Source organism: Arcticibacterium sp. (assembly GCF_055134445.1).
This window is the reverse complement of record NZ_JBSRVI010000053.1, coordinates 1-11570: the sequence shown is the minus strand read 5'-3', so window position 1 is coordinate 11570 and position 11570 is coordinate 1. Positions and strand designations below refer to the sequence as shown.

General features: G+C 36.0%; 12 protein-coding genes and 1 tRNA gene. 1 reads left to right on the top strand and 12 read right to left on the bottom strand.

Features of this window, described 5'->3' with window-relative positions:
• Positions 1–116 precede the first annotated feature (116 nt).
• From ACTBZY_RS07495 to ACTBZY_RS07475, 5 genes are read right to left on the bottom strand one after another with little or no spacing between them, the layout of a single operon-like run.
• Complete coding sequence (locus ACTBZY_RS07495) at positions 117–740, bottom strand: ABC transporter ATP-binding protein (RefSeq protein ID WP_463045736.1); 624 nt, start codon at positions 738–740, stop codon at positions 117–119.
• 5 nt (positions 741–745) lie between these two features.
• Positions 746–1540 carry an acyl-ACP--UDP-N-acetylglucosamine O-acyltransferase gene (lpxA, locus tag ACTBZY_RS07490; RefSeq protein WP_463045735.1) on the bottom strand — a complete coding sequence of 265 codons (795 nt, stop codon included), beginning with the start codon at positions 1538–1540 and terminating at the stop codon, positions 746–748.
• Positions 1541–1549: 9 nt separating this feature from the next.
• Positions 1550–2944 carry a bifunctional UDP-3-O-[3-hydroxymyristoyl] N-acetylglucosamine deacetylase/3-hydroxyacyl-ACP dehydratase gene (locus ACTBZY_RS07485; protein WP_463045734.1) on the bottom strand — a complete coding sequence of 465 codons (1395 nt, stop codon included), beginning with the start codon at positions 2942–2944 and terminating at the stop codon, positions 1550–1552.
• Positions 2945–3973, bottom strand: a complete 1029-nt coding sequence (lpxD, locus tag ACTBZY_RS07480) for a UDP-3-O-(3-hydroxymyristoyl)glucosamine N-acyltransferase (RefSeq protein ID WP_463045733.1) — start codon at positions 3971–3973, stop codon at positions 2945–2947.
• A 35-nt stretch (positions 3974–4008) separates the two neighbouring features.
• Positions 4009–5250 carry an HD domain-containing protein gene (locus ACTBZY_RS07475; protein ID WP_463045732.1) on the bottom strand — a complete coding sequence of 414 codons (1242 nt, stop codon included), beginning with the start codon at positions 5248–5250 and terminating at the stop codon, positions 4009–4011.
• Between the two features lie 249 nt (positions 5251–5499).
• On the opposite strand from ACTBZY_RS07475, the gene ACTBZY_RS07470 reads away from it, so the two are divergent.
• Positions 5500–5573, top strand: a tRNA-Ile gene (locus ACTBZY_RS07470).
• A gap of 16 nt (positions 5574–5589) precedes the next feature.
• Here ACTBZY_RS07470 and ACTBZY_RS07465 read toward each other — a convergent pair.
• From ACTBZY_RS07465 to ACTBZY_RS07435, 7 genes are all read right to left on the bottom strand, one after another.
• Positions 5590–5757, bottom strand: a complete 168-nt coding sequence (locus ACTBZY_RS07465) for a hypothetical protein (RefSeq protein ID WP_463045731.1) — start codon at positions 5755–5757, stop codon at positions 5590–5592.
• A gap of 491 nt (positions 5758–6248) precedes the next feature.
• The gene (locus ACTBZY_RS07460; protein ID WP_463045730.1) at positions 6249–7541 is read right to left on the bottom strand and encodes an acetylxylan esterase; all 1293 of its coding nucleotides are present in this window, start codon (positions 7539–7541) and stop codon (positions 6249–6251) included.
• Between the two features lie 751 nt (positions 7542–8292).
• Entirely contained in the window at positions 8293–8661 is a 369-nt protein-coding gene (locus ACTBZY_RS07455) for a nuclear transport factor 2 family protein (protein WP_463045729.1), read from the bottom strand.
• Positions 8662–8672: 11 nt separating this feature from the next.
• Entirely contained in the window at positions 8673–9416 is a 744-nt protein-coding gene (locus ACTBZY_RS07450) for an SDR family NAD(P)-dependent oxidoreductase (RefSeq protein WP_463045728.1), read from the bottom strand.
• A gap of 5 nt (positions 9417–9421) precedes the next feature.
• The gene (locus ACTBZY_RS07445) at positions 9422–9616 is read right to left on the bottom strand and encodes a tautomerase family protein (protein ID WP_463045727.1); all 195 of its coding nucleotides are present in this window, start codon (positions 9614–9616) and stop codon (positions 9422–9424) included.
• Positions 9617–9732: 116 nt separating this feature from the next.
• A complete protein-coding gene (locus tag ACTBZY_RS07440) occupies positions 9733–10296 on the bottom strand; it encodes a Crp/Fnr family transcriptional regulator (protein WP_463045726.1) in 564 nt (187 codons plus the stop codon).
• A 728-nt stretch (positions 10297–11024) separates the two neighbouring features.
• Positions 11025–11570 (bottom strand): cyclomaltodextrinase C-terminal domain-containing protein (locus ACTBZY_RS07435; RefSeq protein WP_463045725.1); only part of this gene is annotated, 546 nt, incomplete at its 5' end.

Sequence of the window (11570 nt, the reverse complement as noted above, 5' to 3'; positions counted from 1 at the left end):
CCTCATCAGGCCACTGTCCCTTATTCTCAATAAAGGTATATTTAGATGGCGATGAGAAAGCTTGAAAGGAAAAAGTAGAAAGGAAAAAACAAAGGATTATAGATAGGCTTTTTCTATCAATTATTTTTATAACTGATGACGTCCAAAATCTCGTCGCAAAAGTTGTACTCCTTGGCATCATTTGAAGAAATAATAACCAATTTAGTTGGTTCTAAGTTAGAAACCATATCTAAATACCATTCCGTACCCTTCTCGTCAAGATTAGTGGTAGGTTCGTCTAGAAAAATAACATCTGACTGTGTAAAAAAGGCTAAACCTAATTTTAGCCTTTGTTTCATTCCTGAAGAAAATTGCTTTAAAGGCTTATTAATTTCCTTTTCGAGATAAATTAACTCTAAAAAAGCGGCCTTAGATAAACCGCTTAATAGGGGCTTAAATTTTACATGAAAATCTAACGCTTCTGAGAGGGTATATTCCTCTATTAAATCTATATACGGGGCTGTTATATAAATGTGTTTGTAAACATCCTCTTCCTTTAAGGGTTTTCCGTTTAGACTATAAGTTATAGCACCTAAATTTGAAGGAATAAGGCCAGAAATAATTTGGAGTAAAGTAGACTTCCCAGAACCATTAAAGCCGGTTAAAGCGTACTTTTTACCGGCTTCAAAATCAAAACATACATTCTTGAAAATCCATTCATTACTAAACTTTTTTCCAATGTTTTCAAGTCTAATATCCACAAGATTTATCTTTCTTCTCCTCTAAGGTTACCATTTTTAATAATCCCTCTTTCAGAATTTTTTAGAAAAAAGAGTATTTCGTCACGTTCTGGAGTAGCATCCATTTCTAGTTCTATAGCTCTTCTGGCATCAGCCATATTTAAGCCTTTTAAAAACAAATAACGATAGGCCTCTTGAATTTCGGCTATTTTCTCATTGCTGAAATCACGTCTTCTAAGCCCAATAGAGTTTACACCTGCAAAACCCAAAGGCTCTCTAGCAGCTTTTATGAACGGTGGAACATCTTTTCTTACCAAAGATCCTCCAGCTATCATCGCATGAGCACCTATTTTCACAAACTGATGTACGGCCGTGGTCCCACCTATAAAAACATAATCTGCAATGGTAATATGACCTGCCAATTGAACACTATTCGCTAAAATAACATTATCGCCAATAATACAGTCATGGGCAATGTGCACATAAGCCATCACTAGACAGTTCTTACCTACAACGGTTTTATATTTATCTACCGTACCTCTGTTTATAGTTACACACTCGCGTATAGTAGAATTATCTCCTATTTCAGTAGTAGTATATTCACCGTTAAACTTTAAATCTTGCGGAACAGCGGAAATAACGGCACCAGGGAATATTTTACAATTTTTTCCTATTCTAGCACCCTCCATAATAGTTACATTAGGTCCTATCCACGTTCCTTCATCGATGGTTACATCTTTAGAAATAGTAGTGAAAGGTTCAATAACAACATTCTGAGCTATTTTAGCTTCCGGATGAACATAAGCCAGTGGCTGATTCATATTATAATTCTAATCGTTTTTTTTCTTTACTAATCTCGCGGTCATGTCCACACTGCAGACAAGATTTTTTCCTACCCAAGCCTCTCCGTGCATTTTCGCAACTCCCATTCTAATAGGCATTAGAAGTGAACATTTGATAACTAACGCATCTCCTGGTAAAACATTTCTAAAAAACCTACATTTATCAATCCCCACAAGATAAGGCCAGTACGCTTCTGGTTCACCTGTAGAAGTTAAAACTAAAACACCACCTGTCTGAGCTATGGCTTCCACTTGCAGCACTCCTGGCATTACAGGATTATCTGGGAAGTGGCCCATAAATTGAGGCTCATTCATCGTAATATTTTTAACACCAACAACTGTACTACCATCAAGAGACATTATTTTGTCAACTAGTTGGAATGGGTATCTATGAGGCAACAACTTTGCAATACCATTGATATCAAAAACAGGCTCAGCGGACACATCAAAACTTGGTGGCTCCTTGGCTGCATCGGCTATCACTTTAGTAATCTTCTTAGCCAATTCCACATTAGCAGCATGGCCAGGTCTGGCGGCTAAAACATGACCTTTTAAAGGTCTACCTACCAAAACTAAATCACCAATTAAATCTAACAGCTTATGCCTTGCAGGCTCATTTTTAAACTTCAATGGCTCATCGTTTACAAAACCCGAATCACCAATCGTTATTTTTCCTTTGCCAAGCATCTTGGCCAATTCCTCTATTTTTTCATCGCTTACCTTATTTTCAGCAATTAAAATAGCATTGTTGATATCGCCACCTTTTATAAGACCTGCTTTATACAATGCTTCTAACTCATGGACGAAGACAAAAGTTCTACATGGGGCAATATGTTCCTTGAAATTAGAAAAATCGTTTAACTGAGCATGTTGAGAATTCAACACTTTAGAGTTATAGTCTACCATTACTGTTAAACGATAATCGTCTAATGGTAAAACGGCCAACTCTATTGAATGGTCAGGATTATTTAGCTGAACAGCTTCCGTAATGGTAAAATAATTCCTCAGTGCATTTTGCTCTACTATTCCAGCTCTTTCTATCAATTCTACAAATGGCAAAGCACTACCATCCATAATAGGCACTTCAGGACCATCTAATTTGATGAGGACGTTATCTATTTGCAAACCACCCATAGCTGCCAAAACATGTTCGGTGGTTTGTACCTTGGCTCCATCTTTTTCTAATACCGTTCCTCTGGCGGTATCTACTACATATTCTACTAAAGCGGGAACCTTCGGAGTGTTATCTAAATCTATTCTTTGAAAAACGATTCCTTCATTAATGCCAGCTGGGCAAATGGTTAAAGTGACCGTTTCTCCTGAATGTAATCCTACTCCCTTTACAGAAACCTCGCCACCGATGGTAGATTGTTTAGTGTTCATTTAATTATTTTTTTCTCTTTCTAAATCGCTAATACGTCTGTCTAATTCAGGTAATTTTCTAAAAAACACCAATGACCTCTGATGTTGCCTAAGCTCCATGTGAGGGGTACCATTTAATGATAGATTTTCCTTTTTAATATCTGAGTTTATGCCCGACTGAGCTCCAATTTTAGTACCATCTGCAACTGTAATATGACCTGCAAAACCTACTTGGCCACCTACAGAGCAATTGGCTCCTATTTTTGTAGAGCCAGCCACACCTGTTTGCGAGGCTATGACGGTATTCTTACCTACAGTAACATTATGAGCAATCTGAACCAGATTGTCAATTTTAGCACCATCATCTATTAATGTGCTACCAATGGTGGCTCTATCAATGGTGGTGTTGGCTCCAATAGAAACATTATTTCCTAAAACCACATTTCCAGTTTGGGGAACGTTCTTATAACTACCATCACTTTGCGGTGCAAATCCAAAACCATCACAACCTATAATTGCTCCTCCGTGAATGGTACAATTATCTCCGATAACTGTATTTGAGAAAACTTTAGCTCCTGCATATAAGATACAGTTTTTGCCAATAATTACATTTTCATCAATAAAAACTTGTGCATAAATGGTAGTGCCTTCGCCCACCGAAGCTTTTTCACAGATTTCGGTAAAGGGTCCTACATAAACACCTTCAGCTAGATTTGCAGAAGATGATATTTCTGAGCGTTCAGATATGCCTGTTTTACGCTTTTTCATCATCTTCTCATACTCACTTAATAAAGTAGAAAAAGCAGAATAAGGGTCTTTAACCTTTATAAGAGAAGACTGAATGTATTCTTTCGCAATAAAAGAATCTGCCACTATTACCGCAGAAGAATCAGTATGGTAAATATGCGATTCGTACTTTGGATTGGCCAAGAAAGAGATTCCTCCCTTTTTTCCTTCCTCAATTTTATAAAACTGGTCAATTTCTAAACTATCATCACCTTCAACTTCTCCTCCAATGAGCTGGGCAATTTGACGCACTGTGAATTTCATACTAGCTTTTTAATGGCTTTATCTGAAGATAAGCGTTAAGAATGCAAATATACATCTTTGACCCAACATAGGTAGTGTTTTTTGACGATCTTACCCAATGCCTTGATAGTCGGCAAATCTGAGGCATCTACGATATCTTTTACTTCGCCGGTTTTCATTAATATTTTGATCGTACTGTTCTCTAAAACGTATCCAGAGTTACTAATGCTGCCTTGATAAAAAAAGTAATTAAGGTCATCAGGATTAACACCTTTTTCTAACAAATCTGATTTAACCTGACTTACCAAGCTTGCCTCAGGCATATCTTCTGTTAATTTTATCTTGAATAACTTTCTATTAATAAAGGACTTAGACAAATAGGACAAAATCTCGTCAGAATGGTCTTGCCAATATTTCATACAAAACCACACGTCGGTATCATCAATCTTCAAAAAGCTTTCCAATATCTCCGTTCTTTTCTCAAACTCTTCTAATCCTATTTTTCTTTCCAGAAATGGCATAAGATGTTTTGCACAAGGGACCTCCACTCCACTAGACAATAGGAATCTAGCCCTTTCCAACGCTTTTATCAAAATAACCTCTGCACTTATGGCTGTTTTATGAAGATAAACCTGCCAATACATCATCCTACGAGCATTCAAAAAAGTTTCAACACTCAGTAAGCCTTTCTCTTCTACTACTAAATCTCCATCGTGAATATTGAGCATTTTTATGATACGCTCCACTCCTATTCTACCTTCCGCTACTCCCGTAAAAAAACTATCACGATTGATATAATCTAACCTATCCATATCCAGCTGGCTAGAAATAAGCTGATGGAAAAATTTTCGATCATATGAATTATTAAACATCTCTATGGCCAAACTAAGCTTACCATTGAATTCAACATTTAACTCATTCATCACCATTTCCGTGATTTTCTCATGATTTATACCCGAAAGCAAGGTATGCTCTAAGACATGAGAAAAAGGGCCATGTCCGATATCATGGAGTAAAATGGCAATTTGAGCAGCTTCTCGCTCCACTTCCATGATTAAATTCCCTTTGGCTTCCAAGCTATTGAGTACTTGGCCCATTAAGTGCATGGCTCCTATGGCGTGTTGAAAACGTGAGTGCAAGGCACCTGGGTAAACAAAATCCGTCAAACCCAATTGTTTAATCCTTCTTAACCTTTGAAAATATGGGTGTTCGATCAAATCATAAACGAGGTCGCTAGGCAGTGTTACGAAGCCATAAACGGGGTCGTTTAAAATTTTTCTTTTGTTTGATTTGTACATTTTACGCAAAAGTAGCTAAAGCTAAGCTCAATTAATATTCATGATTATTAAATTCTAATAACTTCTTCATAAAGTATATATCCTTACAGACTGTTTATTAATAGATTACCTTTTAATTTAAAGAATTTTAAAATAATCTAAGGAAATGACTTTGGTTTCAAAAACAAATCCTTTTATCTTTGCACTCGCTTAACAAAGGCAAGACCTATTTTTCATGAATTTGAAACTTAGTTTTGGTAAAGAAAAGCAGGACCTATAGCTCAGTTGGTTAGAGCACCTGACTCATAATCAGGTGGTCCCTGGTTCGAGCCCAGGTGGGTCCACTTGATAATCAGAGAGTTACGTTAATTCGTGACTCTCTTTTTTTTGAGGTTGCAATACAGGTTGAAATGAGACTACAGCACATCTCGGTCTTTTGAGTGCCCCTCCATTTCTATAGTGTTTTGGTTTACCCACCAAAATAGTAGAGGATTTCGATAAAATCTCCTCCACTACTTCTTTATTCATTTTTGCCCAAGTTTTAATGATAACACTCCAAAAAGAAGCTGGGAGAGGTATGTCAATGGTTTACATTTTGTAAAGAAATCAGGTTAAATCACACTTTAAAGCTGGCCTTACAGAACTTAAAATGGCAGCAATAAGTCAAAAACTTAATATCAATCGCTACAAATAATAATTCTTTGAGAGAAAGAACAGATTCAATTCCCATTCTTCGACAAGCTCAGTTTAGATAGCAAAAAAATCAATAATAAGGCATACAATTATGCCCTAGGGGGCTTGAGCTTTTTAGATGTCAAATGAAGGTTGCTGAGTTTATCCAAGCACCGAAGCCTTAATCGCTACATTCGAACCTAATTGTTGAGCTCAACCCAATTAACTAAAACCATAACATGAATAGAGCGAGATACGCACCAAAATCTTACTTGCTTTTTACAAAGGTAGAGGCTTTTATACGAGTATATTTAGGTTACACTTTCATAGAAGTAATTTTAGAAAACTCATTTTTTTAGTTTCTCTATAAGCCATTTATCCCTCATTTCATGTTGTTCCGGAAATGACCAGTGCTGGGTTTCCTGAAATATATGAAGCTCTTTTTCAGACTTAAGCACATTATATGCAGAATACGTTGAGGTTGGAGGGCAGACATTATCATTATAGCCCCAACTATACCATCCTGGCACTTTCACAAATCGGGCGAAATTTACTACATCAAAGTATTTTGATGTCTCTATTTTCTCTGGCTTGTTCGTATAATCATCTGTAAATATTTGTGGCCAACCTCCCGCTCGATTATGCAAAAAACCAGATAAATCTGAAAGGGCTGGGTAAAATGCAGCCAAATATTTAATACGGCTATCTAAACTCGCGGTAACTATTGAAAGTGCACCACCTTGGCTTCCTCCTGTTACCCCAATATTCTCTCCATCAAAATTATCAAGACCAAACATGAAGTCTACCGATCTTACACATCCAAGATAAACACGTTTATAATAGGCATTGTCTTTATCATCCAGATTGATACCCCAATAATTTTTCAATGCACCTTCCTTTAAATTATCGTAAACACGCTGGTCAAGGTTTACAGGTATACCATGAATACCAATGGTAAAGGATATAAATCCTTTTTCTGCTTCTGATACCACGCCATAGTATGGCCGAACACCTGCTCCCGGAACGTGTAATATTGCTGGATATTTGCCCTCCTTTTTCGGAGTACATAGTATACCATAAATTTTTCCTTCAATATTGTCCAATTCTACATGATATACATTGGCTTTTGAGGTACACCTTTCAGGCATTAGGGTAATAATGGGATTAACCGGTACTTTGGATAAATCATTTTTTCCTTTGTCCCAAAACGCTTCAAAGTCTTTGGGTAGCGTTGTGGTTGGTTCAATTTTTTCAGGAGAAAAACCAGCCGTTGCATAGGAGGAGTACGTATTACCATCCACTTCTACAGTTGCCGTGCAACGAAGAAAGCCTGGTTCTTTAAATTTTTTGGCCTTTATTTTAATTGATTTCTTATTAAGTACAAACGCCCCTTGATCCCATATCTCAACTAACCGATAGCCAGGATCTGGTTGTATGGTGTACTTGATTTCAATCCCCTCAAGCGGTACATTATTTCTTAAAGCTGTAATGGTAAATTCAGCCTGATCGCCAACTTCATAGGTCCAGTCAGCATGATTTGGTGTTACAATCACCTTCACCAGTTGTTCACGGGGCTGGGCATCTATATGGCTATAAAATGTTAGTACTAATAAAATTGTTAAACAGAATTTGAGTCTCATTTACATTTATGGGTTGAACGTGTTAGAATTTTTAATTGGTGTGGGTAAAAGCCGAATTTAGGAAATAAAAGCTTAGTAGAAAATCCACAGGGCTTTTGGTTAGTCTGCATAAAGCAATTGAAAAGGGACTTTCTTTAACCCGGTTTATGCATTGGAGAATTGTAATGAGTAGCTAAAGTGTAATAAATCAGACATTTAAACGAGATTAGCATAGCACCGCTCTGGTGATTGAGTTTAAATGGGTGTAGCCTGTGCTGAGCTTGACGAAGTAAACTGATTTGAAGCAATTTAGTTACGGCCCCGATAAAATCGGGAGATTTTCTAATACATAAGGCGGGTTTGAATTATAGCGTAAATTAAATAAATCTACCCTAATGTATGTGTATGAAAACTCTCGTACAGGAAGCAATTTTTAACAGGTAAAAGATTATATATGTGTGCCTTGAAAGCGAATTGAATTCTTTATCGGAACCAATCCAAAGAGTGTAAGCTTAGGCATCCCCGTCCGTAAGCGAGAGAGTCATTATCCTAAGCTAAGCAAGTGGCAAATGCGACCGACCATCTGAATGAATCAGGACACCGACTGGCAGGTTCATAGCAATTACAGTAACCGAGGCAATGAATGAATCGGATGCCTTCACAAGGTAGCAAAGAACATAATGGAATTATGGTGTGATTCGGGCTGGCGGACAAAAGCCCGACCCATCATGTTCTATTGATGGGTCGGGCTACTCGATTCGCAACTGATTATTTATGCTACATGAGTAAATATCTTATTTACAATTTTCCAATTGCTATCAATTTTAGCAAGTGATATATAGTCATAATAATTATATCCTAGCATTGGAACATGTAATTTAGCCATGGCAATTTTACCCATAATATCTATTCCTATTATTTTCATTCGGAAAGATTCATTTAAATCTTTCGGGCTTTGCCTATTCTGAACTCCATCTAGATATTCTTTTATGCTCTTCAAATATTCAATCTCTTTTATATCTCCATAAATATTTACGTTCTCATTAAAACAAGCTTCAAGTTTAGCCCTATCTCCAGTGAAAATCCCTATGAAGTAATTGGTAATCAAATTTTCAATTTCTTTTATATTCTCTTTATACATGATTATTGATTTTAGATAGCGTGTCCGATGGTATGGCCACCAGCTACGTTAATTGTTTCTCCTGTTACAAAATTTGATGAAGCCAAGTAATAAGCTGCTTCTGCGATTTCAATTGCTTCTCCAATTCTTTTTAATAAGTGTAATCCAGATAAACTGTCCGCATTTTCAATTCCAATTTTACTTTGTAATGGACTTCGGATAATTCCTGGAGCGATAGTATTAACCTTAATGTTGTTTTTCCCAAATTCAGTGGCTAATTGTCTCGTTAAAGAATGAATAGCACCTTTACTTGTTAGTGGTGCTGTTGCAGGAAACCCATCTATTGCATGTTCTACTAAAACAGTTCCTATGTTTATTATAGAACCATTATGTTGTTTTATCATTGAAGGAATAGCCGCTTGAGAGGTAAAAAATGTTCCTTTCAGGTTTACGTTCCAATACAGGTCTAAATCGTTTTCTTCAACATCCAAAAAAGGTTTTGGAGCAAATACCCCTGCATTATTTATTAAAACATCTACAGTGTTAAATTTCCTAAGTGCCAAAGCAATAAGTCTTTGACCTGTTTCTTGTTTGCTAACGTCTCCAGCTAAATAAATAGCGTTAGAAGGGGATCCAAATTCATGGTAAGTCTTTCTTAAGTTTTCTTCGTTGGAAGAGTTCATGACAACATTACTTTCTCTTGCTATAAAATATTTTGCAATTTCTTTACCAATTCCTGTGGATGCTCCTGTAATGATTACGGTTTTGTTTTTCATTTTCTTTACTTTTTAGTTCCTAAATACTGTTTTCCATTTACTCCCCAATTTGCTATTGGTACTTCATCAATAACCACATGGGTTGTTTGTGGGTTTTTGTTAAGTATGTCAACTACTAGTTGCGTAGCACCTTCTATTAATTGACGTTTTTGCTCTTGAGTTACTTGTTCATCAGTAACTCTAATATTAATGTATGGCATAACCTTTTTATTAAATTAATTGTCATGCAAAATTGATAAGAACCTGATTTTTCAGAAAGGAGGTTTGTCACTTCTTTGAAGTGATGTAGGTCACATTAAGTGAGGAAGAAATAGATTTATGAATTTAATCTACTCAGTGTTTCTCTAGAAACACCGAGATAGGCAGCTATCATTTTTTTAGGAACACGTTGAAAGAGCTTTGGATATTGCTCTAGGAGCAAGTCGTAACTTTCTTTGGTTGAATTTTTCAACAACGATAAAATGCGGTTTTGAAGTGAAATTCGACCGATTTTACTCTTTTTAGCCCAAAAACGTTCCATTTTATGCATTTGAGCAGTTAGCTTATCCCTGTTTTCGAAAGATATGTACAGTAATTCGCTATCCTCGATACAGTCGATAGAAGTTTTAGATTTAGTTTGATTTACAAAAGATTCATAATCGGTAATCCACCAATTCTCCATACCAAATTGGAGTATATGTTCTCTTCCGCTACTGTCAACAAAGTAGTTTTTTAAGCAACCTTTTATTATCCAGTATTCTTTGTTGACAATTTCTCCTTCTTGAACAACATATTGATTTTTACGCTTATTGATTCGCTCAAAATGGCTCAACACAAAATCAAATTCCTCATCGGTTAGGCTAATAACTTCTTGAATATGCTCTCTTAAAGGATGTGTCATTTTAATTCTGACTAAAGCTTTTTATTGATAAAGATAATAGATGCCAGCCAAAAAATGAAAATGACCCTAAATGTTAAGCGAATTTGATGCAATATATTAACGCATGTACATATACGCATCCCTATGACTTTTTAGCATCCAAAAACAAAACTCAAGAGCCAATAGAATCATTAATATTAATTTGAAAAGGTTAAGCCATGCTTTAAAATTCGCCTCATAGCATTTCAAATGGCAGTAGTAAATCGAAAACTTAGTATCAAAGACTACAATTACTCAAATTTAAAAAGTAAGAATATTTTCAATCCCCATACTTCGACAGGCTCAGTATAAATAGCAAAAAATCAATGATAAGTCATACAATTATGCCCTAGGTGGAGGCTTAAGCTCAATTCCGATGGCTATCAGAACTCAAATGAAGTTTTACCCGCTTTATGCATTAGACAATCTCCCGATTTTATCGGGACCGTAGCTAAATTGCTTCAAATCAGTATACTTCGTCAAGCTTAGCACAGGCTACACCTATTAAAGGAAATCACCATAGCCCTTCGACATTAGCACAGCGTAAACGCTATGCTAGCTTCCATTAATTATCTGATTTATTGCACTTTAAAACTCATAACGATTCCCCAAGGCATAATCCGGATTTAAGCGTTTATCGAAGCTTATACTAAACATGTCGATGTAGCTCAATCGCTTCATTTGAGTCTAATTCTTGTTAGCATTTATTCCTATTCAATTTCTAAAATCATAGCTGTAATTGCGGGAATTTCTAATGAATTATTTATTCGTAATATTTTATTGGTTATCACATCTTTTGCTACAAAATTATTAGTAATCATCTCATTGTATCTGTTTATATCCAGATTTACAGCTTCCTTGTTTTTATTTAAAATAACCATTATTTTTTTATCGTCGTTATATCTGAAATAGACATAAACGTCATTATTTTGTGGTGCATAGTGCTTAAATTTTCCGTTTTCAAACACCTTATTTGTTTTCCTCCAGTTTAATAGTTTGGAAAAATAAATTTGTGCTTCCTTTTCTTTTGAAGTAAGCCCAATTCCAGTCTGTGCATTTTTTGAGTCTTCTTTCCAACCACCATAAAAATCACCTCGTCGCTGTCCGTCACTTCCTGCTCGTTCATTGGTCATTAACAGCTCGGTTCCATAAAAGAACTGAGGGATACCTCTCATGGTCATATACATTGCTATTCCCAATTTCCAGTTATCAAAATCTTTATTTATCCTAGAATAAAATCTGTCTACATCGTGATT

Coding starts and splice junctions, on each gene's coding strand:
- ACTBZY_RS07485 (WP_463045734.1), bottom strand. CDS start 2,944: ATGAACACTAAACAATCTACCATCGGTGGCGAGGTTTCTGTAAAGGGA.
- ACTBZY_RS07465 (WP_463045731.1), bottom strand. CDS start 5,757: ATGAATAAAGAAGTAGTGGAGGAGATTTTATCGAAATCCTCTACTATT.
- ACTBZY_RS07460 (WP_463045730.1), bottom strand. CDS start 7,541: ATGAGACTCAAATTCTGTTTAACAATTTTATTAGTACTAACATTTTAT.
- ACTBZY_RS07450 (WP_463045728.1), bottom strand. CDS start 9,416: ATGAAAAACAAAACCGTAATCATTACAGGAGCATCCACAGGAATTGGT.
- ACTBZY_RS07475 (WP_463045732.1), bottom strand. CDS start 5,250: ATGTACAAATCAAACAAAAGAAAAATTTTAAACGACCCCGTTTATGGC.
- lpxD (WP_463045733.1), bottom strand. CDS start 3,973: ATGAAATTCACAGTGCGTCAAATTGCCCAGCTCATTGGAGGAGAAGTT.
- ACTBZY_RS07455 (WP_463045729.1), bottom strand. CDS start 8,661: ATGTATAAAGAGAATATAAAAGAAATTGAAAATTTGATTACCAATTAC.
- ACTBZY_RS07440 (WP_463045726.1), bottom strand. CDS start 10,296: ATGACACATCCTTTAAGAGAGCATATTCAAGAAGTTATTAGCCTAACC.
- lpxA (WP_463045735.1), bottom strand. CDS start 1,540: ATGAATCAGCCACTGGCTTATGTTCATCCGGAAGCTAAAATAGCTCAG.
- ACTBZY_RS07445 (WP_463045727.1), bottom strand. CDS start 9,616: ATGCCATACATTAATATTAGAGTTACTGATGAACAAGTAACTCAAGAG.